The following is a 21,829-nucleotide window of genomic DNA, read 5'->3' as shown; positions in this document are numbered from 1 at the left end:
TGATATGTAATAACGTCCGGATTAACAAGCGTACAACGAATGTAATAACATATCATTTCGGAGGGAATATGTTCCGACCCACACTGTATTTGTTCTCAATCGCGTTTGCAGGCCAAGCTATTGCTGAAGCGCCAAGCGTGGCCGTCGATATTGCGCCTGTTCATTCGCTGGTCGCCCGTGTGATGGATGGCGTGGGTGAGCCCAGTCTGATCATTCCGCCCGGGGCGTCACCTCATGATCACGCTATGCGGCCTTCTGAGGCGCGGTCTTTACAGTCCGCCGAGATCGTATTCTGGACTGGAGAAGAGCTGACCCCTTGGCTGGCTAAACCCTTGGGTGCGCTGTCGCCGGATGCACTGCATGTCTCTTTGTTGGATGCCGATGGAACAATTCTCTATGAATTCCGGGATGCGACCGATCATGATGACCATGATGACCGTGCGGATCATGATGGCCACGACGATCACGCGGATTACGACGATCATGCGGGTAATGACGATCACGACGACCATGCGGGCCATGCAGACGACCATGGCCATGATCACGAAGGGGTTGACCCCCACGCCTGGCTGGATCCCGAAAATGCACGTATCTGGGTTCAGGTAATTGCCGCAACGCTCTCAGAGGCGGACCCTGAAAACGCCGATGTTTATCAGCAGAACGCTGCAACCGCAGATCGGGAGCTGGTTGAACTGAAAGAAAAAATTATGACAGATCTGACAGATATGCAGACGCAGTCATTCATAACGTTTCATGATGCCTATCAGTATTTCGAAAAGCGATTTGGGCTGGAGTCATCCGGCGCAGTCAGTCTTGGCGATACGTCCTCTCCCGGGCCGGCGCGATTGGCGGCTTTGCGTGAAAAGGTTGAGCATGAAGGAATTGTTTGTGCCTTTTCCGAGCCGCAATTTGACACAAGGCTGGTGCGGACAGCGATCGAAGGAACCGGGGCCACGATCTTTGAATTGGATCCCGTAGGCGTGAGTTTTGACACGGGAATTTCGCACTATGATAGTTTGCTAATGGCCATGTCCGCCGGCTATCAAGACTGTTCCAAAAGTAAGTCGTAAGTAGCCGGGACAGCGGATTGCTCTTATTCTTCGTTGCAAAAGAGTTCGTAGACTACCTCTAACATCCGGCGTGGCCGTTCATCGGCAAGTCTATAAAAGATCGCCTTGCCTTCGCGGCGAGGCGTCACCAACCCTTCAAGTCGCAACCGCGACAGTTGTTGCGAAACAGCGGCTTGCCGCGCCGAAAGCAGCTCTTCCAGTTCTGTTACTGACTTTTCTCCCGATACTAGGTGGCACAGGATCATGAGACGCCCTTCGTGGCTGATGGCCTTGAGAAAATTTGCAGCATGCGTTGCGTTCTCAACCATTTTGTCGAAATTTTCCGGAGATGTTTCCTGTGAAAGTTGTGGAAGGGCCATCCTCTGTTTCCTTACCAGCCCACACTTTGGGCGCCTGTTTGTGTTGCTGCCTGGAGAAGGTCGCAAGTCAGCTAGTTATGAACATTTACTCTTATATGCATGAATCAAAATGAGGTGAGGGGAAAAGGGGAACTTGTGAGAGTTCGACGCAGATTTCGACTTTGAAGAGCGTATCGCTTTAGTCACCGCTGAATATCTATTTGCATTTGCAGGGCATGAAGTTTCCTGCACCCCTTGCAGCCCCACTGTGGCGATACTAAGACTCAGGTAACAGATTTTCGGGTAGTGTCCCGATCCATAGCAAAGCAGGCAGGTTTCTTATGTTCGATCCCGTTGACACATACATGAACACGCTTGTCCCAATGGTCGTTGAGCAGACCAGCAGGGGTGAGCGCGCATATGATATCTTCTCGCGCCTTCTGAAAGAGCGGATCATCTTTATCAACGGCCCGATCCACGACGGGATGAGCCATCTTGTGGTTGCTCAGCTGCTGCACCTTGAGGCGGAGAACCCGAACAAGGAAATCTCGATCTACATCAACTCGCCGGGTGGCGTGGTCACCAGCGGTTTGTCGATTTACGACACAATGCAGTATATCAAACCGAAATGTTCCACATTGGTGATCGGTCAAGCGGCCTCGATGGGGTCGGTTCTGCTGGCCGGTGGTGAGAAGGGCATGCGCTTTTCCCTGCCGAACAGCCGCATCATGGTGCACCAGCCCAGTGGCGGATATCAGGGGCAGGCAAGCGATATCATGATCCACGCAGCTGAGACGCAAAAGCTGAAGGATCGCCTGTATGATATCTATGTACGCCATACTGGACAGACCAAAAAGGCTGTTGAAAAGGCGCTGGACCGTGACAACTTCATGAGCCCGGAAGAGGCTAAGGAATGGGGTCACATCGACGAGATCGTTGAAAACCGCGCCAAGATGAGCGGCGAAGAGGGCTAAGCCCAGACCCCTCGTGTCGCCGATACGGGGGGTATTTTGAGATTGTAGCCGCCACAGTGCTGGCCTAAGCTGCACGAACAGGCGCAAGCGCGGCCCCGCAAGGGGCATAGGATGGAGCCCGAAAGGTAGATCATGGCGACGAATTCAGGCGGTGACGGCAAAAACACGCTCTACTGCAGCTTCTGTGGCAAAAGCCAGCATGAGGTGCGTAAGCTGATTGCAGGTCCGACCGTGTTCATCTGTGATGAATGCGTCGAGCTGTGTATGGACATCATCCGCGAAGAGACGAAAGCCAACGGGCTGAAATCTTCTGACGGAGTGCCGACGCCGAAAGACATCTGCGGAGTTCTGGACGATTATGTGATCGGTCAGGCTACGGCCAAGCGGGTTCTGTCAGTGGCGGTTCACAACCACTATAAACGATTGAATCACGCTCAGAAGGCCGGCAGCGATATCGAGCTGGCCAAATCCAACATCCTGTTGATCGGCCCGACAGGCTGCGGCAAGACGTTGTTGGCGCAAACTCTGGCGCGCATTCTAGATGTGCCCTTTACCATGGCCGATGCGACCACGCTGACCGAAGCCGGTTATGTGGGCGAGGATGTCGAAAATATCATCCTCAAGTTGTTACAGGCCAGCGAATACAATGTCGAACGCGCGCAGCGCGGCATCGTTTACATCGATGAGGTCGACAAGATCACGCGCAAATCCGAGAATCCCTCGATTACGCGCGACGTGTCGGGCGAGGGCGTGCAGCAGGCGCTGCTGAAGCTGATGGAAGGCACCGTCGCCAGTGTTCCGCCGCAAGGTGGACGCAAGCATCCGCAGCAGGAATTCCTGCAAGTGGACACGACGAATATCCTGTTCATCTGCGGTGGTGCCTTTGCGGGTCTGGATAGAATTATCGCACAGCGCGGCAAAGGCTCGGCCATGGGCTTTGGTGCCGATGTGCGGGACAATGATGACCGCGGCGTGGGTGAGATTTTCAAAGAGCTGGAGCCTGAAGACCTGCTGAAATTCGGTCTGATCCCGGAATTTGTCGGACGTCTGCCAGTTCTGGCCACGCTTGAAGATCTCGACGAGGATGCGCTGGTCACCATTCTGACCAAACCCAAGAACGCGCTGGTCAAACAGTATCAGCGTCTGTTCGAACTGGAAGATGCCGAGCTGGGCTTTACCGACGATGCGCTCAAGGCTATCGCCAAACGCGCCATTGAACGGAAGACCGGTGCACGCGGGCTGCGCTCGATCCTTGAAGATATCCTTCTGGACACGATGTTCGAATTGCCTGGCATGAAGAACGTGACCGAGGTTGTCGTTAACGAAGAGGCTGTATCTTCAGACAAACAGCCGCTGATCATCTATGCGGATGCGGCGGAATCGGCTTCGGCCGGGTAATCACAGAATTTGAATTGCAACAGATGGCGCGGTGATCCCGCGCCATTTTGTGTTTGGGAGGGCAGGATGACGATAAGGCGAATTTCCTCGGGCGGCCAATATGAGGCCAAAGTCGGCTATTGCCGGGCAGTGGTTGCAAACGGTTTTGTCTTTGTTGCCGGGACCTGCGCACAAGGCGAAATCATTCCCAAAGATATCGTCGGACAGTGCAAATCCGCGCTGCAGGCGATTGAAAAGGCCTTGGATGAGGCTGGATCAAATTTGGCGCATGTGGTTCGGGTAAACTACTACCTTCCGGACATGTCAGAATTTGAACTGTGCTGGCCCTTGCTGGTTGAGGCATTTGGTGAAAACCCGCCGGCGGCGACAGTGACCGAATGCAACCTGATCACGCCAGAGGACCGCATCGAGATTGAAGTGACCGCAGTTTTGCCGGATTGATGCGCAACGTTACCCTAGCACTGGACCTTGGCGGACCTTTGGTCCATATCTGCAGAGACAAAAATGCCGGAGGCAGCCGATGGGAATCCTGAACAGTCTTTTGCGCGCCGTGACCTGGTGGAACGGGGCCACCCTGAACACCCAGATTTACACCGCGCGCAAAGGCGTGAAAGTCGGTGAAGATAATGAAGGTAATATATTTTATCGTACCGCGGATGACAGCAGGCGTTGGGTGATCTTCAACGGCGAGGCCGAGGCCAGCAGGGTTGATCCCGATTGGCACGGTTGGTTGCACCGCACCTGGGACGAACCTCCAACCGACAAACCTCTGGCACATAAATCCTGGGAAAAACCGCATCAGGAAAACCTGACAGGAACCGCGCTTGCTTATGCACCGGCGGGGTCTTTGCGCCGCCCGGATCCGGTCGAGCGTTCGGATTATGAGGCCTGGAACCCGGAATAAGACGAGGCGAGCAATGTCATCTTACAAAGTTTCAGAAGTTTTGGTCGGAGGCGCCGTCCTGGCCGGGGCAATAGCGTTTGGCGTCTATGCGAGCCAGTCGACAGGCCTGTCCCAGGGCGGTTCTGGTTATGAGCTTAACGCCTCTTTCCGCTCGCTCGAAGGCGTCGGCGTCGGAACGGACGTGCGGCTTGCCGGGGTCAAAATCGGCACCGTGACAGGGGTGACCCTGAACCCGGAAACCTACCGGGCGGACACGACTTTTGCGATTTCTGATGGAATTCTGGTCCCCGATGACAGTGCTATCGTGATCTCATCCGAAGGGTTGCTGGGTGGTAACTTTGTAGAAGTCATGCCAGGCGGATCGCTCTTTAACTTTGAGCCGGGCGACCAGGTCGAGGATACACAGGGCGCAGTCAGCCTGATTTCGCTTTTGGTTAAGTTCGTCGCCGGAGATGGCGGCGAATGAAGCGATATGCTCTGATCGCGGCAATACTGGCAGCCTCTGGGGTAGCGGCACAGCAAAAGGTTCAATCCGGACCGGGTGCAATGCTCAGAGGGCTGGATAAGGTCAATGGCCAGACCGTTGATGTCGAACTGCAAAACGGCCAATCCAAGACAGTCTTTGGGCTGGATGTCGCGCTGGGTGATTGCCGCTATCCTTCAGATAACCCAACAGGGGACGCGTTTGCCTACCTGACCATTTGGGAACAAGGCGGAACGGATCAGCTGTTTGACGGGTGGATGATTGCCACCTCGCCAGCCCTGAATGCGCTTGATCATTCGCGCTATGACGTCTGGGTGATCCGCTGTATCACGCCATCCGGCGATTGATCGAGATCAGCAGAGAAATCTGCTGCAATAGTCACTGCCTCTTCCAGCGCGTTCCGATACTGTACCCGTGGCACCTCGATCGCGCCGAGCGAGGCGAGATGCGCGGTTAAAAACTGTGTATCGAACAGTTTGAACCCGCAGGACCGCAACCGGTCGACCAGATAAGCCAGTGCAATTTTTGAGGCATCCTTGCGTCGGGAAAACATGCTTTCGCCAAAGAAGGCAGCGCCAAGAGTAACGCCATAAACGCCCCCAACCAAATTCGGGGCGTCCCAGATTTCCAGTGAATGGGCGTGACCGGATTGGTTCAGCTTTTGGTAAAGGGTGCGAAGTTCCTGATTGATCCAGGTATCCGTGCGATCAGCGCAGCCATCAACAACGCCGGCAAAATCTCTGTTGATTGACACCGTGTACCCACAGTTCCGAATCCTGCGGGCCAAGCTGCGTGAGATGTGGAAACCATCCAGAGGGAAGATGCCGCGAAACTTAGGATCAACCCAGAACAGGTCCGGATCATCGCGATGTTCAGCCATCGGGAAGATACCGATGGAATATCCATGGAGCAGTAATTCCGGGGAAAGGCTCATGCCAGGCGCCTCAGGGTCGGAAAGCGGTAACCTTCCGACCCAGCAGAGTTAGTCGGCCATATTCTCCGCAAGCCAGTGCTCCAGCCAGTGGATGTTATAATCACCGCTTTGGACGTCACTTTCTTGCAGAAGTGCGTGGAACAAGGGAACCGTCGTGTCGATTCCGTCCACGATCAACTCTCCCAATGCGCGTTCCAGACGGGCCAGTGCTTCGGGTCGGTCGCGGCCCTGCACGATCAGTTTGGCGATCAGTGAGTCGTAGTAGGGCGGGATCGTGTACCCGTCATACAACGCTGAATCCATCCGCACACCCAGACCGCCCGGCGCATGGTAGGCCGAGATTTTTCCGGGGCAGGGCGAGAAGTTTGGCAATTTCTCGGCGTTGATCCGAACCTCGATGGCGTGACCATTGATTTTCAGATCATCCTGACCGAATGACATTGGCTGACCAGCGGCAACGCGGATTTGTTCGCGCACCAGATCTACGCCAAAGATGCCCTCAGTGACCGGGTGTTCGACCTGTAGGCGGGTGTTCATCTCGATGAAATAGAAGTCGCCATTTTCGTACAGAAATTCGATCGTACCTGCACCGATATAGTTGATCTTGGCAACCGCATCGGCACAGACCTTACCGATCCTTGCGCGTTCTTCGGGGGTGATGCAGGGGCCGGGTGCCTCTTCGAATACCTTTTGGTGGCGGCGCTGCAGGGAACAGTCGCGCTCGCCCAGATGAACCGCTTGGCCCTTGCCATCGCCAAAGACCTGAATCTCGATGTGGCGCGGCGTGGTCAGGTATTTCTCAATATATACCTCGTCATTTCCAAAGGCGGCTTTGCCTTCGGCGCGCGCGGTCATAAAGGCGCTTTCCATCTCATCCGCACTCATCGCGACTTTCATGCCGCGTCCGCCGCCACCGGCGGTGGCCTTGATGATTACAGGATAGCCGAATTCTTCACCGATCCGCTTGGCTGCGGCCAGATCCGGCACGCCACCATCTGAACCAGGCACACAGGGAACGCCCAAGGCCTTCATCGTGTCCTTGGCGGTGATCTTGTCCCCCATCACGCGGATATGCTCAGCGGTGGGGCCAATGAAGGTGATGTCGTGATCTTCGACGATCTGCACAAACTCGGCATTTTCAGACAAAAAGCCGTAGCCCGGGTGGATCGCCTGAGCGCCAGTGATCTCGCAGGCTGAGATGATCGCAGGCACCGACAGATAGCTTTGAGGGCTGGGCGGGGGGCCGATACAGACCGATTCGTCCGCCATGCGTACATGCATCGCGTCACTGTCTGCGGTTGAATGGACGGCGACTGTCTTAATCCCCATCTCGCGTGCGGCGCGGATGACGCGCAGGGCGATCTCGCCTCGGTTGGCAATCAGGATCTTGTCGAACATGGGGCCGCCTTACTCAACAATGACCAGAGGAGTGCCGAATTCCACAGCATCGCCATCACCCACCAAAATACGCTTGATAGTGCCGGATTTAGGCGCGTGGATGTGGTTCATGGTTTTCATCGCTTCGACGATCAGCAGCGTGTCGCCTTCGGAAACACTGGCACCGACGGAGATGAAGGACGGCGCACCCGGCTCGGGCTGCATGTACACGGTGCCGACCATGGGCGAAGTCACAGCGCCCGGATGGCTGGCTGGATCGTCACTTGCTGTGGGTGCTTCAGCTGCTGCAGGTGCGGCTGCCGGGGCTGCGGCTGGCGCGGCCGCCGGGACCGCAACCTGGACCGGAGCGGCGACGGGTGACATGCGGCTAACGCGTACGTTCAAGCTGTCATCTTCGCCATAATCACGCTTTACCTGCAACTCGGTCAGGTCGTTTTCCCGCAGCAGTTCGGCCAGTGCCTTGATAAACGCCACATCCGCTTCGTGTTTGGTATCTGTCATGAGTGTCCTCGACGGTTCCCCTTTGGCCCGTCTGTTTCGCGCGGGCTTTGGTCTGATTACGCAGCGTTATAAGCTAAGCGTACGGCCATGAAAAGCACAGTCTCGGCCTGTCAGATGGGGGTTTTGCTGAAGATTACCAGTGGTAAACAGCGTTACAGCGGCATTCCGGAGAGTTTCGCAACCAGTTCAGGCAGTTTACGTGCCCCGAATTTTTCAAGCAGCCGCGCACGGTAGGCTTCGATTGTACGATAGCTCAGGTTCAGTTCCGCACCGATTTCCTTGGCCGACAAGCCCTTGCAGGACAGAATGGCAACCTCGCGCTCACGGCTGGTTAGCTCGACCAGAGGGCGTTCCTCTGAAATATCCGAAAAACTCCAGATGCCATGGCGGAATGGATCTTCAGGCGTTAGCGAACGTCCGCGCGCGCGGCACCAGAATAAGTCGCTATCGCGGCGACGCATGACCCTCTCATCCGTGTAATATCCGGTGTCGCGCATGATTTGCAGGCTCCGTGCGCCGATACGTTCCCAATCTGCGACAGAAGGGTAGAGGTGTAGCAGGGGCATGTTGCGGTAATCGGCCTCTTCACCGCCGAAAGTGCGTGCGAACTGCAGATTGCACCGGCGGATCACGCGGTTCTCCAACTCGACCAATCCGATCGGCGCATATTCAAAGGCTGGGTCGCTCATATGTCCATGGTGCAGGTGTTTTTCCGAAAATAGAAGGGGAAGGCCTGTGATTTTCGAAATATGCAAATGGGTTACACCGTGGACCGGGCGTTTGGAATTGCGGGATGCGTTTGTGAAGAAAGTAAATTGTCCAAGAAAATTTATTGCTAAAGACTTATATTTAAATAATAGTTTTGAAAATGCTTCTGAGGTTGACCAAAGGAGCCAGCGGAAAAAGAGGAAATTTTGCGGGACACGTTAACAGGCAGCCGTATTCGCGAAAGGCGGCAGATCGCAGGATTGCGTCAGGCCCAGCTTGCACGGCAGGTTGGAATCTCGGCATCCTATCTGAACCTGATCGAGCATAACCGCCGCAGGATCGGAGGAAAGCTGCTGGTGGATATCGCTGCGGCCCTGACCGTTGAGCCTTCGGTGCTAACCCAGGGGATCGAGGCGACGCTGATTTCTGCGCTGCGCGAGGCTGCGGCAGATGCTGTTGGTCAGAAAGCCGAAGTGGACGGGCTTGAGGAATTCGCAAGTAGGTTTCCAGGGTGGGCGGGCGTTTTGGCGCAAATGCACAGCCGAGTGGTGTCGTTAGAGCGAACGATTGAAACCCTGTCGGATCGTTTGACCCACGATCCGCATCTGGCAGCATCCATGCACGAGGTCCTTTCGACAGCCGCCGCGATTCGTTCCACCGCTGCCATTCTTGCAGAAACGAAAGAGATTGAACCCGAGTGGCAAGACCGGTTCCACCGGAACCTGCACCAGGATGCCGAACGCCTGGCCGATAGCTCGAAATCGCTTGTGGCCTATCTGGATGATTCCGAGGGGGCCGAGGATCGTCGCGGGGTCCCTCTGGAAGATGTAGAAGCATTTTTTGACAGGCATGATCACCATTTCCCGGAAATCGAATCCGGAGGCGGAAGCGCAGATGTTAATCTGAATGAGATTGATTCCTCTGCTGCGCGAAAAGTGGCGCGGGATATTCTGGACGTTTACGAATCCGACGCTCGGCTTTTGCCTCTGGATGCGCTCAAAGGGGCTTTGGATCGGGGAGTTACAGATCCTTTGCTTTTGGCAACAGAGTATTCAGTCGACATCGCCACCGTGCTGAGGCGGCTGGCCGCCTTGCCCAAAGGGTATTTGTCGCGCCCGACCGGGCTGGTGATATGCGATGCCTCAGGCAGCATTTTGTTCAGCAAATCGGTGCCCGGTTTTGCCATGCCCAGGTTCGGCGAGGCGTGTCCTCTGTGGCCGCTGTTTCAGGCGCTGAACCGGCCGCTGGTTCCGATCCGAAAACGGATCGTTCAGTTGGGGCGAACGGCCGCGGAATTCGATTGTTATGCCTATGCCTGGCCGCAATCCATTTCCGGCTATGATGATGCGCCGGTTTATCGTTCTGTCATGCTGGTTCGATCCGTCGAAGAAAGCCCTCAGGGCAGTCAGGCGGTTGCCCATGTTGGCCCAAGTTGCCGGGTCTGCCCCAATAAGGACTGTGAATCGCGCCGAGAGCCCTCGATTCTGAGCGAAGGTTTTTGACAGTTTCGTGACACTGCGCATAAGCTGTTTCGGACAGGTTGACAGTGGTGCAGCCCGTCTCGGGGAGGAATGAAATATATGAGCCGAAAGGTTCTGTTGATCGAGGATGAGCCGAACATTGCTGAAGCCATTCGGTTTTTGCTGACCCGCGAGGGATGGCAGGTTGAAACGCATGCTGAAGGGACGGATGCGCTGCTGGTGATTCAGGGCGCGAAGCCCGATCTTGTGATTCTGGATGTGATGCTGCCGGGCAAAAGCGGGATGGAGATTTTGCGCGACTTGCGCGAACTCGAAGAACTGCGAAATCTTCCGGTTCTGATGCTAACGGCTCGTGGCCAATCGAAAGATCGTGAGATGGCCGAGAATGCAGGGGTCAGCCGGTTCATGACAAAGCCGTTTTCCAATGCAGAAGTTCTGACCGCCGTCCGCGATTTGCACGCGCAGGCCTCGCGGTCATGAGCATGCAGGACGACCGCCAACCATCTGGTGCGCGGCCGTCGCTGTTTCTTGAGCGCCAAAGTTACCGCCGACGCAGGCTAACCGACGCCGCCCGTTTATTGCCCATATTGGGGGGCGCGCTGATTGCGATTCCGTTGCTGTGGCCGCGTGGGGGCGATGCAGCGGACGGAGTGCCGCTGTCTTCTGCGATTCTCTATATCTTCACATGCTGGGCGGTTTTGATCGTTGTCAGCGTTCTCTTTGGGTTCGCCGCAAGACGCATATCAACCGGCGATGATTCCGAGCCAGGCCAAGACTGATGGCAACGCTGAACATGCTGATCCTGGTTTGTTTAGGCTATGTGGTGCTGTTGTTCAGCGTCGCATTTGCCGCCGACAGAATGGCCGCGGCGGGCAGGGGGGCGTGGCTGCGATCTCCGTTGATCTACACGCTGTCGCTGTCGATCTATTGTACCGCCTGGACCTTTTATGGCGCGGTAGGGAACGCCGCCCGGTCGGGGCTGGAGTTCGTAACGATCTATCTGGGACCCACGTTGGTCATGATCTGTTGGTGGTGGGGATTGCGCAAGCTGGTTCGAGTTGGCCGCAGCCAGAGGGTGACCTCAATCGCTGACCTGATTTCGTCTCGCTATGGCAAGTCGAACACTCTGGCGATTTGCGTCACAATTCTGGCCGTGTTGGGCGGAACGCCCTATATTGCGCTGCAACTTCAATCCATTACGCTGTCATTCTCAATCTTTGCCGAGGCCGACCCAAGCGGTCTTTACCGCGAAGGGTCCAGTGTGTTCTGGGTTGCGGCGGGGCTGGCGGTGTTCGCCATTCTGTTCGGTACCCGCAATCTGGATGCCAACGAACGCCATCATGGCGTTGTCACGGCCATCGCATTGGAATCTGTCGTTAAACTTTTTGCGCTGCTGGCCGTGGGCATTTTCGTTGTCTGGGGTATAGCCGGAGGAGTCGGTCCGATGATGGACCGCATCGATGCCTCTGAGATCGGGCAGTGGAATGTGAATGCCGGACGCTGGACCACGTTTATATTTCTATCGGCTGCGGCCTTTGTGTGTCTGCCGAGGATGTTTCAGGTGATGGTGGTGGAGAACGCCGATGAAGGGCATCTGAGGACAGCCGCATGGGCCTTCCCCCTGTATCTGCTGTTGATGAGTCTCTTTGTCGTGCCAATCGCGGTCGTAGGATTGGACCTTTTGCCCGAAGGATCGAATCCGGATCTGTTCGTGCTGACGGTGCCCCTGTCGCAGGGCAATGAATGGCTGGCGATGCTGTCCTTTATTGGCGGCTTTTCATCCGCCACATCGATGGTGATTGTCACGGCAATGGCCCTATCGACCATGGTGTCAAATCACGTCGTGATGCCGATCTGGTTTAGCCGGCAGGAGGGCGCTGGCGCCGTATCCGGTGATGTCCGCAATGTGGTTTTGCTGTCCCGGCGGATTTCAATCGCCGTGATCATGTTGCTTGGGTTCTCGTATTACCGCATTTCCGGCGGCGGGGCCGCGCTGGCCTCGATTGGTCTGGTGGCCTTTGCCGGGATTTCCCAGATTTTGCCTTCTCTGGTTGGCGGGCTGTTCTGGCGCGGGGCGACGCGAACAGGGGCTCTGATAGGACTGACGGTCGGGTTCTTGTTGTGGATCTACACGCTGTTGTTGCCCGGCATGGGCAGCGCGATTATGTCGGATAGTGTCCTGCAGAACGGACCGTTCGGATGGGGCTGGTTGCGCCCGCAGGCCTTGTTCGGGATCGACGGAATGGACCCGATGGTGCACGCTGTGTTGTGGTCGCTGTCGCTGAACACGCTGGCATTTTGCGCGGCCTCTTTGCTGAGTTTTCCAAGCCCGCTCGAACGTTTGCAGGGGGCGCAATTCGTCAACGTATTCGACCATTCGGTTGCGCTGCGCGGTTGGACCGGATCGGTAGCGCAAAGCGAAGACCTGATGATCATGACCCAGCGCATTTTGGGCGCAGGTCCGGCGCAAGAGTTCTTTCAGGCGCAGGCGGAACAGCAGGGTGGGCGTTCCAGCCTGCCCGAACCTACGCCTGGGTTTTTGGAGCGGTTGGAACGTGAACTCAGCGGCTCGGTCGGGGCGGCGACAGCGCATGCGATGATCGGGCAGATTGTTGGTGGTTCCTCCGTTTCGGTCGAGGATTTGCTCGCTGTGGCCGACGAATCCGCGCAGATGTTGGAATACTCCAGCCAACTGGAAGCGAAATCCGCTGAACTCAGCCGTACGGCGCGTCAGCTACGTGAAGCAAACACCAAACTGACCCAGATTTCCGAACAAAAGGACGGGTTCCTTAGCCAGGTCAGCCACGAATTGCGAACCCCCATGACCTCGATCCGGGCATTTTCCGAGATCATGCGGGATACCGAAGGTCTGACCAGCGAAGAGAGAACGCGTTACGCTGCCATCATCCATGACGAGGCGCTTCGGTTGACACGGCTGCTGGATGACTTGCTGGACCTGAGCGTTCTGGAAAGTGGACGAGTCAATTTGAACAAGAGCGGTGACACCCTGCGGTCGGTCTTGGACCGTGCCGTGTCCAGCGCCTTGGCTGGAAACAGCCAAAGACTGACCGTTCGGCGGTCTAAAACCTCCGAACGCGTTCTCCTGCATACGGATTTGGACCGTCTGGGGCAGGTGTTTATCAACCTGATTTCGAACGCTCAGAAATATTGTGATGCCAAAGAACCGGTTCTGACGATTTCCGCGCATGATGTCGGCGGACAGGTCGTCATTGATTTTGCTGATAACGGCACCGGCATTCCCCCGGATGCCCGGCAGATGGTTTTTGAGAAATTTGCCCGCGTCGGAGGCGACAAGGCAGGTGGTGCGGGGCTGGGATTAGCGATCTGCCGTGAGATTATGCAAAGACTGGGGGGCGATATCAGCTACTTGCCCGGCCATGGTGGGGCTGCGTTCCGGGTCAGGCTGCCACAGGCCTACCGACAGGCTGCGCAGTGACGGCTGTATAAACAGGTTGGTAACTATCGCCGGGTTAGACCTGAAAGAGAATGCAGGAACAATCAGCGGTTTTAGGCATGACGCAATCTGTCAGCGCGGCTCTGGCGCGCAAGCTTTCGATCAGTCAGGAGGAAAAGGGTGACAAGCCTCGCTCGATCCTACGTGCGCTGCGTCTGGCTTTTGCTCGCGCGGCAGAAGATCGTTTGCAGATGCCGTTGTCGGTTATTGGCGCCAAACAATCCTGTCGGCCACCAGGTGGGCTGACACAGTCTTTGGATGAGGATTGGATATTGCTGCTCTTTTCAGGCTCAGACAGCAGCTTGGCTGCGATCTGCATGGATATAGGGTTAGTGTCGGCTGTCGTGCAGGCTCAGACAATAGGCGAGGTGATGCCCGAAGCGCCTTCTGCGCGGGGGTTCACCGATACGGACGCGGCCATGGTGTTCCCTTGGATCGAAGAGGGGCTGTCCCGCGCGGCATCACTTGTCGAAACGGCGAGTGACCGCATGTGCCTGATCGGTTTTGAATATGCTTCGCGCCTTGCGGATCTGCGAACTTTGACCCTGGCGATGGTGGAAGAGGAATACCGAGTTTTTGAACTGACAGTCGAACTTGGCGGTGGGCTGAGACAAGGTCAGCTTTCAGTACTGTTGCCTATCCGACCGGCTGAAACGGCCGAGACGGAGGTGATTCATGATGAGCCAGAGGGCAGGCTTGATCAGGCATCGGGCGTGTTGAGAGCAGATTTGAATACGGTGGTCTGCCGGATGCCCTTGTCCCTGGCGACGCTGACAGAACTGGCGGTGGGGGATGTGTTGCCATTGATCGGGGCGCGGCTGGATCGTACCGAGATTGTGGCGATCGACCGCAGCCGGGCCGCGATCGGACGGCTCGGCCAATGCGGAGGACTGCGTGCGGTGCGCCTGAACGAAACCTACCAAACTCAGACATTTTCCCAGCCCGAAGCAAATGAGTTCCTTGAGGCGAGTTCAGCCAGTATACACGAAAAGGGGCCAACCGAACACGGGCAGGAAACAATGCCATTTTCCCGCGGCGCGCTGGGCCTAGAGGGGACAGAATTGAACCTCGAGAATTCGGAACGCATGGTTGCCGAGATATCTCAACTGGCTGGTTTATCTGGGGATGAAAGCGCGCTGAAAGGCAGTTAGCAGACGCTCAAGTCACTGATCTGCGTATTTCTTCCAAGGTTGGACGCAGGTTGTCCAACGCATAGCCTGCCTTGGTCGTCGCCTGAAGGATGTCTTCGGTGCTCATGCTTTCGCACTGCCCCAATGCCCAGATCACAGAACAACGCGTGCCCGATGCACAATATGCGAGAACCGGACCGGCACAAGATTCTGCCAGGTCACGTTGCAAGGAGACGTTTTCGGGCGTCATGGTCTGATGCGTCAGCTCTAGCACTTCGTATTCCAACCCGGCAGCACGCACGGCCTGTCCGATAGCATCTGACTGGAGATCCTTGGGAACTTCGCTGTTCGGCCGGTTGCAGATCACTTTGACAAAGCCTGCTTCGACAATAGTGGGAACATCCTCGACCGAAATTTGCGGCGAGACGGCATAGCGGGGGGTTATCGGTCGAATCTCCATGGCTACTGCTTAGGTCGCGTTTACGGTTCTGTCCAGTTTTGCACCTACGGCAGGAGCGGCATACATCCCTGCGAGCATGGAAACCAGAAACACAACGCCTCCGGTTCCGCCATACGTAAGAGACGCGATGGCTGGACCGGGACACAGTCCCGCTAATCCCCATCCCATGCCAAACATGACCGATCCGATGATAAGGCGGCGATCCAGTTCATGCTGAACCATCGTCGGGAATTTCCCACCCGACAGCGGTTTGCGATCTGGAACCAGTCTCCATGCGATCATCATGGGCACAATGGCGCCCCCCATCACAAATGCGAGTGTCGGATCCCAGCTGCCGAAAATATCCAGCCACCCCTGCACCTTGGTTGTGTCAGTCATGCCGGAAATCAACAGGCCTGCTCCGAACAAAGAGCCCGAAAGAAGCGATATCAGATTGCGCATCAGATCAACCCCCAGACATGGCGAAACAAGGCCAGCGTCACTGCCCCGGCCGCAATGTAAAGGATCGTTGCCACGATCCCGCGCACAGAAAACCGGGAAATGCCGCACACCCCATGTCCAGAGGTGCACCCGTTGGCAATTCGTGTCCCGATACCGACAAGCAGCCCAGCCCCGATCACAACCGTCAAATTCGAGGTCAGGTTTGTCTGCGGCCCCGGCGACAAAAACAGGCTTAGCATCAACGGCGTCCCAATCATCCCAGCGAGGAAATACAGCCGCTCTGCCGAGCGGTCAGAGCGATCGACAAGCCCTCCCAGGATACCACTCGCCCCCATTACACGACCGTTTCCAAGCAGGTAAACTGCTGCGCCAAGACCAATCAACAGGCCGCCTACCAGTCCCCATATCCATTCTGAATACACTGATTTGTTCCCCCAAGAAGTTCGGCTCTAGCCGTCTAAAGTTTGTTCACTGGTAGCTTCAGGAACACGTCGCCATTCTCATCCTCAGGCGGCATCTGACCCGCCCGCATATTGACTTGTAAAGAGGGCAGGATCAGCCGCGGCATGGCCAAAGTGGCATCGCGGGCGTCGCGCATTTCAACGAATTCCTCGATAGATCGACCTTGCCCGATATGCACGTTCAAGGCTTTTTGCTCTTCAACAGTTGTTTCCCACGCAAACTCATCCCGCCCAGGAGCTTTGTAGTCATGCCCGACAAAGATGCGTGTCGCATCCGGCAGTGAAAGGATCCTTTGGATCGAGTTGTACAAATCTCCGGACGATCCGCCGGGAAAGTCGCATCGCGCTGTGCCAAAATCCGGCATGAACAGCGTATCTCCGACAAATGCCGCGTCGCCGATGACATAGGTCATGCAGGCGGGCGTATGCCCGGGGGTGTGCAAGACGTCCCCTCTCATTTGGCCGACATGAAATCCGTCGCCGTCGCGGAACAAGGCGTCGAACTGGCTACCATCGCGCTGAAACTCGGTACCCTCGTTGAAAATTTTCCCGAAAGTTTCCTGGATGGCGACGATTTGATCACCGATGCCAATCTTGCCTCCGAGTTTCTGCTGCAAATAGGGGGCTGCTGAAAGGTGGTCGGCATGGACATGGCTTTCCAGAATCCATTCGGTTCGCAACGAATTGGATTGGACATATCCGATGATCTCATCCGCAGATCGCGTATTGGTCCGGCCGGATGCGTGATCGAAATCCAGAACACTATCTATGATCGCGCAGGCATCGCCTTCAGGATCCTGAACCAGATAAGACACCGTGAATGTCTCGGCGTCAAAAAATGCTTTCACTTTGGGCGTCATGGTTTCCTCCGCCGGTTAGGTCTTAGTCATATATTAATAACGGAATGTGAAGCAATCAACATTTGGTGATTTGATGCCGGTCAAGGCAGAAGCGGCAAAGTTGGGCTAAAATTCTGGCATCCTGCGAAAGCGCGCCGATGTTAGGGGGCGGTCGGGCGAATTTTCGCGCGATAGAATAACTGAGTGATGTAAGTCTTAAAACCGTTACTAAACTATAGGTAACTGATGACATTTGGGAGGATGGATATGCCGAGAATAGATTTGTATTCCGAAGCCGAACAACTTGAGAAAAAACTGAAGGGCGCCAGTGTTGATACCCGCCTTGCCCTTCAGCCCAGTGTCACAAAGGTCATCGAGAAGATGCGTCTGCAGGGTGTTGAGGTTCCTGCGCGCCTGCGTCGCCTGGATGCGGCCCTGTGCGAGGACGTTATGGAAGCGCGTTTCGACAATCTGCCGGTTTGATGGCCGCAGTCAACCGAACGAGATTCCTAGTATAACCAGCATCAGACCTATCACCGACAAAAAGAGCGCGCCCATGTTCCAGGGCAGCACCCGTTGAACAACGGCGCGCAATTCATCGTCAGACAGGCCGGATTTGCGGGCTTTCATGACATGCAGAATGCACCAAACCAGCCCAGCCAGGCCGATAAGTGACAGGGCGGCACCGCCCCAGGTGATGAATTCGAACATCGTTTTCCATCTTTCAACGTCTGACCTGAGCGCTTAACTGATCGCGCTGGCCCGCACAAGCGAGACTGGTTTTTTGCATGCTTGCGGCTTGGCTCGCACCGATGTATCCCGCTTGTTGCCCACCTTTTCAGCATGACAAACCAGCCTCTGGGAGAGACTTAGATGGAAGAGAATACCGAAGATCAGGCCGCCGCGAATTACCGTGTAACCGCGGGTGAGCTGCGCCAGTTCATCGAACGGATCGAGCGTCTGGATGCGGAAAAGAAAGATTTGGCGGAGCAACAAAAAGAAGTGATGGCCGAGGCAAAAGCGCGGGGCTACGACACCAAGGTCATGCGGAAAGTGATCGCATTGCGCAAACGTGACAAAGACGACATTGCCGAGGAAGAGGCGGTGTTGGAAATGTACAAAGAAGCGCTGGGAATGTAACGGCTGCTTTCCCGCTATAGACTCAAGGTCTTAGAACCTGCACTCCGGGCATGGACTCAAGTCGGTCCATGTCCTGCGCATATAATTCTGCAAACGCGTCGACGATTTCCATGCTCCAATCTGGCAGATCAAGCTCTTCTGTTGTGAGCTCGGTTTTGGCGTGTTCCTCCAAAACCGTGGCAAGGTCGTCACGCAAATGTTCGTCCTGTTCCAGGCTTTGATCAATCAATGCCAGACCTTTGGATTTGCCTGAATCGTCTAGAAGTGACAGCAGTAAATCAAACTCGTCAACCAGCGTGTTGTCCGGGGGGAGGGCCGCGATTGCACGGATTATATCTCCCCAGATCAGAGGTGCGTCCTCATTGCTCCAGAGTGTGATTTTGACATTGGGCGCAAGATCTCTGATGTCCTCGACCATGCTGATCCAGCTGAGGCAGCTGATATCGGTACTTCGCATTTTGTCGAGGCGACTCTGTTCAGGTAGCGACATCAAAGCTTTGGGAATAAATCTGCCAGGGCTTAAAAAACCCATACAAAGCTCAATTTCGTGGTCAGGAAAGGACTTTTCAAGCAACTCCATTCGGCGTCCCGCATTTGGGTATAGCTGCCCGTCGTCCAGTGCATTTCCAACATCGCCTGCAAAGCTGGCGCATGAGTAAATCAAACGATCGACCTTCGGAGCCGATCGCAACCCAGCCCGAAGCATTTCCTTTGCGGCACCGATTTCATCCTGGTTTTCAATGGCAGCAAAGGCGGGTTCGAAAATTTGCCGATAACGGCGCGGGCCAAATACGGATGCACCATTTTGATGCAACGCGCCGGTGTTGCGTTGAAGGGACCGCAATACGAGACCTTCATCGGTGAACGCAGCACCTGCGTGGATTGCAACCTGCATATTCGGTTTTTACCCTCGCGTTCGTGCACATTATCTGTTGGGTTACAGGCTGTACTCCGCACAGTCAAACCAGGCGGAGTAAATTCTCTGGGCCAGACCCAGTGCCATGAATACAGAAAATCGTTAAGCGGCGGCAAAATTCTGTCTTGAAGTCCGTAACAAGAGGCATTAATCGACACCAAGTGCCCCTATAGCTCAGCTGGTAGAGCAACTGATTTGTAATCAGTAGGTCCGCGGTTCGAGTCCGTGTGGGGGCACCATAACTTCCTGATAATGCTGCAAAAAATTGTATATACAGTGACACGCGGTCGCACGTGTTCGGCTCGTGTCAGTCTGGTGTCAGTCGCGGCGCTTCAATTCATCCCGTAAGATTCGCTTGGCCAGTTTCAGCCCAGCGGCGGCGCAAACGTCTGCCCTGTGTTCCAAGGCATCCGCTTGAACGCTGCGCAGACCAGGCCATGACTTTTGCTTCTCAACCTGTACGGCGTGTTCCGCGTCACCTTCCCGATAGAAAAGAAACCGATGGGGTCGATGGGTGCCGTCGGTTTCTTGGTTCTTTTTATCTTCCTGCTGATAACAATGGCGGTGCGGTCAATTAGCACTTAGGTCGCTTGGCATGACAGGATTTGGGAGCAACAAAGCGATGACCGACAACGAGAATTACCTTTCCACAGATGAGGCGCATGACGTTTTGATTTCGCTGAGCGAAGTATTGCATCAGATGGAACGGGTGGTGTCGGGCAAAATACACTGTTGGAAATGGGCTACTATCGCCATGGCTAGCGCTGTTAACGGCGCATTGACTTGTCATTTGTCAGGTACGATGCAGGTCGGAGCGCTTACAGAAGACGATGCAATAGCAACCATGGGTGCCTTGCAAAACGGCAGCCACGATGAATTGCCCAAAAAGCCAAAGTTGGCAAACCCACATGAACTATTGAAACGTGCAAGACGAGAGGACAAGCGTTTTGAGCGTGCTGGGTGCGTTTTGGAATTTAGTGCGGAACAGAAACGCGCGTTCAAAAGGCTGTTCGAAATTCGCAATGATTTCTCACATTTCGAACCGAAAGGTTGGAGTATCGAAGTTAGTGGCATGCCTTCAATAATGCTCAACTGTCTGAAAATCATCGAACAAACTTACGACGCTTGGTGGGCATTTCGTCATCTTGGCGACGATGACTATGAACAGTTTTCCAAACTGTTAAACACGGCAACAGCGGTCTTTGCGAAAGAAATAGAGACGTAGCAATTAAACCGCGAAGGAACACTAGCCCCTCAATACGGGCTTGTTTTGATAGGGAAAACGCAGCACTCGCAAGGTCACAAACCTAATCAATGTCCATGGGCGTTTTGGGTATGCTATTTGGAAAGTCGCCGAGAGTGCCTAGGTGAGTGGTGAGACCATTCGTGGAGTGGCCTCAAATGGCGGTCCGAAGTCTGGGATGGTTTGACAGTGAACGAGAGTGATTACATTGAAAGATATGAGCATGAACTGCCTCTGCCGCCGCTTGAGGAAGTGCTGGAACAACTTGAGGACGGTCAACTAGAATACTTCCTTGGTCCGGAGAACCGCGATGGCAAACGGTATAGGATAGTCCAGCTTAGGGGGCCGTATGGTGAGACAATTACGGGATTGCACCGGATTATTGCGGCCAGCGCGTTGGGTCACTGGGTGGATCGAAGAGCCGAAGTCGATCATATCAACCATGACCCCAGCGATAATCGAGCGGAAAATCTTGAGATTGTTACACCCGCTGTAAACCGCGAGAGGCGTCGTCAGCGGCTGGATGCATCGAAAGCTGCAAACCCAGACAAAGTACGGAAGCGGATCAGTCGAAGAAAAGCTACGGTCGAGAACCAACAGGCTAGAACGCAGGCAGCAATTGATGCCTATCTGGCTGGAATAAAAAAACCAACCGAAGTATCGAAACGCTCCTTCAACCCACCAAGGCAGAATCGAGCGTCTCCAGCGATCACCCCTCGTTCATCATCGACTTCGGCAAGTCGTGAGTTGCCTACACCCCATCCCAGATCGAATACGACTGATCGAAAGGCGCTTCCTAGCGGCAACGATCTGGCGGCAAAGTTGGGTACCGTAGCCAGTCTTGAGGAATTGAACGGCATGCTCAATCGCAGAGACATTTCCCCACACCTTCCCGAATGGACAGAGGAAGAAATCGAATTGATTGAAAGCCGCAAACGCTTTCTCGAAAAGCAGCGCTATCGTCGTTACTAAAGCGATAACAGCACCATCCAACGGCCATGGTGCGGACAAAAAGCAACATCCAGGGCGGATTAATGTCAACTATTTGAGTGGTTTAATGACGCTAACTCGTCGGTTGTTCTGGTGCGTCACCCAAAGCCAGCAGCAACAGAATTGCAAGCAGTGGCGATCCAACCAAACCAATCAAAAACCCGATCAAACCGGATCGGTTGCGACGTCCTGCCATTGTGATCGGCAGGATGTAAAGCCAGGTAACAAAGACGCCTAGGACGAACAAAACTACGAGTTGGATGATAGGTGCGTCCAAGGCTAGTTACCTTTCGTTTCGTGAAGTCACATATCGCGTGCCGCTATCTGATTCAAATGTGTTGGACTGTAGGCAGAATCCAAGTTTCCGTTGCCGACTGAACCGGAAGTAGGCAATACACTTGAGCATATATTGTCTTCATCCCACAGAAATCGCGATAGCGTCTCTGATGTCTCATAGCTATAAGCTACTGTCCGTCGTCAGAGATATTCGGAGAGGTGAAGCGTTTTCGTAACAGAGGCTCTGGTTCGGTTTCTGTTTGAGTTT

At 55.0% G+C, this 21,829-nt stretch carries 28 protein-coding genes and 1 tRNA gene; 17 read left to right on the top strand and 12 right to left on the bottom strand.

What is annotated here, in order from left to right:
• Positions 1–68 precede the first annotated feature (68 nt).
• Positions 69–1,070 (top strand): zinc ABC transporter substrate-binding protein, encoded by a 1,002-nt coding sequence (locus AC2FFF_RS12200; RefSeq protein ID WP_281973233.1) that lies wholly within the window; start codon positions 69–71, stop codon positions 1,068–1,070.
• 23 nt (positions 1,071–1,093) lie between these two features.
• Here AC2FFF_RS12200 and AC2FFF_RS12195 read toward each other — a convergent pair whose 3' ends face one another.
• Complete coding sequence (locus AC2FFF_RS12195; RefSeq protein ID WP_142638116.1) at positions 1,094–1,429, bottom strand: ArsR/SmtB family transcription factor; 336 nt, start codon at positions 1,427–1,429, stop codon at positions 1,094–1,096.
• Positions 1,430–1,749: 320 nt separating this feature from the next.
• Here AC2FFF_RS12195 and AC2FFF_RS12190 point away from each other — a divergent pair, with 320 nt between their 5' ends.
• From AC2FFF_RS12190 to AC2FFF_RS12165, 6 genes are all read left to right on the top strand, one after another.
• A complete protein-coding gene (locus AC2FFF_RS12190; RefSeq protein WP_142638117.1) occupies positions 1,750–2,382 on the top strand; it encodes an ATP-dependent Clp protease proteolytic subunit in 633 nt (210 codons plus the stop codon).
• 132 nt (positions 2,383–2,514) lie between these two features.
• Complete coding sequence (gene clpX / locus AC2FFF_RS12185) at positions 2,515–3,780, top strand: ATP-dependent Clp protease ATP-binding subunit ClpX (protein WP_281973232.1); 1,266 nt, start codon at positions 2,515–2,517, stop codon at positions 3,778–3,780.
• A gap of 66 nt (positions 3,781–3,846) precedes the next feature.
• Complete coding sequence (locus AC2FFF_RS12180; RefSeq protein ID WP_142638120.1) at positions 3,847–4,221, top strand: Rid family hydrolase; 375 nt, start codon at positions 3,847–3,849, stop codon at positions 4,219–4,221.
• Positions 4,222–4,300: 79 nt separating this feature from the next.
• Positions 4,301–4,684 carry an NADH:ubiquinone oxidoreductase subunit NDUFA12 gene (locus AC2FFF_RS12175; RefSeq protein ID WP_142638122.1) on the top strand — a complete coding sequence of 128 codons (384 nt, stop codon included), beginning with the start codon at positions 4,301–4,303 and terminating at the stop codon, positions 4,682–4,684.
• Between the two features lie 13 nt (positions 4,685–4,697).
• The gene (gene mlaD / locus AC2FFF_RS12170) at positions 4,698–5,150 is read left to right on the top strand and encodes an outer membrane lipid asymmetry maintenance protein MlaD (RefSeq protein WP_142638125.1); all 453 of its coding nucleotides are present in this window, start codon (positions 4,698–4,700) and stop codon (positions 5,148–5,150) included.
• Positions 5,147–5,515, top strand: a complete 369-nt coding sequence (locus AC2FFF_RS12165) for a DUF2155 domain-containing protein (protein WP_281973231.1) — start codon at positions 5,147–5,149, stop codon at positions 5,513–5,515. The genes mlaD and AC2FFF_RS12165 overlap by 4 nt, the downstream gene beginning before the upstream one ends.
• Here the strand turns inward: AC2FFF_RS12165 and aat are convergent.
• The 4 genes from aat to AC2FFF_RS12145 form a co-directional block, all read right to left on the bottom strand.
• Positions 5,470–6,102: a leucyl/phenylalanyl-tRNA--protein transferase gene (aat, locus tag AC2FFF_RS12160; protein ID WP_281973230.1), complete on the bottom strand. Its 633-nt coding sequence runs from the start codon at positions 6,100–6,102 to the stop codon at positions 5,470–5,472. The two genes, AC2FFF_RS12165 and aat, sit on opposite strands and share 46 nt — an antisense overlap.
• 48 nt (positions 6,103–6,150) lie before the next feature.
• Positions 6,151–7,500, bottom strand: coding sequence for an acetyl-CoA carboxylase biotin carboxylase subunit (gene accC, locus AC2FFF_RS12155; protein ID WP_271950374.1), 1,350 nt, complete (start codon positions 7,498–7,500; stop codon positions 6,151–6,153).
• A gap of 9 nt (positions 7,501–7,509) precedes the next feature.
• A complete protein-coding gene (gene accB / locus AC2FFF_RS12150) occupies positions 7,510–8,001 on the bottom strand; it encodes an acetyl-CoA carboxylase biotin carboxyl carrier protein (protein ID WP_142638133.1) in 492 nt (163 codons plus the stop codon).
• 152 nt (positions 8,002–8,153) lie between these two features.
• On the bottom strand, positions 8,154–8,690 hold the full coding sequence (locus AC2FFF_RS12145; protein ID WP_142638135.1) for a helix-turn-helix domain-containing protein: 537 nt from the start codon (positions 8,688–8,690) through the stop codon (positions 8,154–8,156).
• 222 nt (positions 8,691–8,912) lie between these two features.
• On the opposite strand from AC2FFF_RS12145, the gene AC2FFF_RS12140 reads away from it, so the two are divergent.
• The 5 genes from AC2FFF_RS12140 (at position 8,913) to AC2FFF_RS12120 (ending at position 14,816) form a co-directional block, all read left to right on the top strand.
• Positions 8,913–10,211, top strand: a complete 1,299-nt coding sequence (locus AC2FFF_RS12140; RefSeq protein ID WP_496750916.1) for a helix-turn-helix domain-containing protein — start codon at positions 8,913–8,915, stop codon at positions 10,209–10,211.
• A gap of 78 nt (positions 10,212–10,289) precedes the next feature.
• On the top strand, positions 10,290–10,670 hold the full coding sequence (locus AC2FFF_RS12135) for a response regulator transcription factor (protein WP_142638139.1): 381 nt from the start codon (positions 10,290–10,292) through the stop codon (positions 10,668–10,670).
• Positions 10,667–10,969: a hypothetical protein gene (locus AC2FFF_RS12130; protein ID WP_282027767.1), complete on the top strand. Its 303-nt coding sequence runs from the start codon at positions 10,667–10,669 to the stop codon at positions 10,967–10,969. The genes AC2FFF_RS12135 and AC2FFF_RS12130 overlap by 4 nt, the downstream gene beginning before the upstream one ends.
• Entirely contained in the window at positions 10,969–13,647 is a 2,679-nt protein-coding gene (locus AC2FFF_RS12125; protein ID WP_496882956.1) for an ATP-binding protein, read from the top strand. The genes AC2FFF_RS12130 and AC2FFF_RS12125 overlap by 1 nt, the downstream gene beginning before the upstream one ends.
• Before the next feature lie 50 nt (positions 13,648–13,697).
• On the top strand, positions 13,698–14,816 hold the full coding sequence (locus AC2FFF_RS12120; RefSeq protein ID WP_496882955.1) for a FliM/FliN family flagellar motor C-terminal domain-containing protein: 1,119 nt from the start codon (positions 13,698–13,700) through the stop codon (positions 14,814–14,816).
• A gap of 7 nt (positions 14,817–14,823) precedes the next feature.
• Here the strand turns inward: AC2FFF_RS12120 and AC2FFF_RS12115 are convergent, their stop codons facing one another.
• The 4 genes from AC2FFF_RS12115 to AC2FFF_RS12100 are packed head-to-tail and all read right to left on the bottom strand — an operon-like array spanning position 14,824 to position 17,017.
• Positions 14,824–15,255 (bottom strand): protein tyrosine phosphatase family protein, encoded by a 432-nt coding sequence (locus AC2FFF_RS12115; RefSeq protein WP_281973226.1) that lies wholly within the window; start codon positions 15,253–15,255, stop codon positions 14,824–14,826.
• Between the two features lie 9 nt (positions 15,256–15,264).
• On the bottom strand, positions 15,265–15,696 hold the full coding sequence (locus AC2FFF_RS12110) for a DUF6691 family protein (RefSeq protein WP_281973225.1): 432 nt from the start codon (positions 15,694–15,696) through the stop codon (positions 15,265–15,267).
• The gene (locus AC2FFF_RS12105; protein ID WP_142638151.1) at positions 15,696–16,118 is read right to left on the bottom strand and encodes a YeeE/YedE family protein; all 423 of its coding nucleotides are present in this window, start codon (positions 16,116–16,118) and stop codon (positions 15,696–15,698) included. The genes AC2FFF_RS12110 and AC2FFF_RS12105 overlap by 1 nt, the downstream gene beginning before the upstream one ends.
• Positions 16,119–16,153: 35 nt before the next feature.
• Entirely contained in the window at positions 16,154–17,017 is an 864-nt protein-coding gene (locus AC2FFF_RS12100; protein ID WP_281973224.1) for an MBL fold metallo-hydrolase, read from the bottom strand.
• Between the two features lie 246 nt (positions 17,018–17,263).
• On the opposite strand from AC2FFF_RS12100, the gene AC2FFF_RS12095 reads away from it, so the two are divergent.
• Positions 17,264–17,479 carry a hypothetical protein gene (locus AC2FFF_RS12095; RefSeq protein ID WP_142638155.1) on the top strand — a complete coding sequence of 72 codons (216 nt, stop codon included), beginning with the start codon at positions 17,264–17,266 and terminating at the stop codon, positions 17,477–17,479.
• A 9-nt stretch (positions 17,480–17,488) separates the two neighbouring features.
• Here AC2FFF_RS12095 and AC2FFF_RS12090 read toward each other — a convergent pair whose 3' ends face one another.
• Complete coding sequence (locus AC2FFF_RS12090; RefSeq protein ID WP_142638212.1) at positions 17,489–17,707, bottom strand: carboxymuconolactone decarboxylase family protein; 219 nt, start codon at positions 17,705–17,707, stop codon at positions 17,489–17,491.
• Between the two features lie 162 nt (positions 17,708–17,869).
• On the opposite strand from AC2FFF_RS12090, the gene AC2FFF_RS12085 reads away from it, so the two are divergent.
• Positions 17,870–18,136 carry a DUF2312 domain-containing protein gene (locus AC2FFF_RS12085; protein WP_142638157.1) on the top strand — a complete coding sequence of 89 codons (267 nt, stop codon included), beginning with the start codon at positions 17,870–17,872 and terminating at the stop codon, positions 18,134–18,136.
• Positions 18,137–18,158: 22 nt separating this feature from the next.
• On the opposite strand, the gene AC2FFF_RS12080 is transcribed toward AC2FFF_RS12085, so the two are convergent.
• Positions 18,159–18,716 carry a hypothetical protein gene (locus tag AC2FFF_RS12080; RefSeq protein WP_281973223.1) on the bottom strand — a complete coding sequence of 186 codons (558 nt, stop codon included), beginning with the start codon at positions 18,714–18,716 and terminating at the stop codon, positions 18,159–18,161.
• 499 nt (positions 18,717–19,215) lie between these two features.
• Between AC2FFF_RS12080 and AC2FFF_RS12075 the strand changes: the two genes are divergently transcribed.
• From AC2FFF_RS12075 to AC2FFF_RS12065, 3 genes are all read left to right on the top strand, one after another.
• Positions 19,216–19,291 (top strand) — tRNA-Thr (locus AC2FFF_RS12075).
• Positions 19,292–19,647: 356 nt separating this feature from the next.
• Positions 19,648–20,277 carry a hypothetical protein gene (locus AC2FFF_RS12070; protein ID WP_496882954.1) on the top strand — a complete coding sequence of 210 codons (630 nt, stop codon included), beginning with the start codon at positions 19,648–19,650 and terminating at the stop codon, positions 20,275–20,277.
• 207 nt (positions 20,278–20,484) lie between these two features.
• Positions 20,485–21,267 (top strand): HNH endonuclease, encoded by a 783-nt coding sequence (locus tag AC2FFF_RS12065; protein WP_496882953.1) that lies wholly within the window; start codon positions 20,485–20,487, stop codon positions 21,265–21,267.
• A gap of 91 nt (positions 21,268–21,358) precedes the next feature.
• Here AC2FFF_RS12065 and AC2FFF_RS12060 read toward each other — a convergent pair whose 3' ends face one another.
• Positions 21,359–21,562 carry a hypothetical protein gene (locus AC2FFF_RS12060; RefSeq protein ID WP_496882952.1) on the bottom strand — a complete coding sequence of 68 codons (204 nt, stop codon included), beginning with the start codon at positions 21,560–21,562 and terminating at the stop codon, positions 21,359–21,361.
• Between the last annotated feature and the right edge of the window lie 267 nt (positions 21,563–21,829).

The sequence above is a fragment of the Ruegeria sp. YTSA226 genome, from assembly GCF_059609905.1.
Note: the sequence above shows the minus strand (reverse complement) of the source record. Positions and strands in the feature narration are given on the sequence as shown.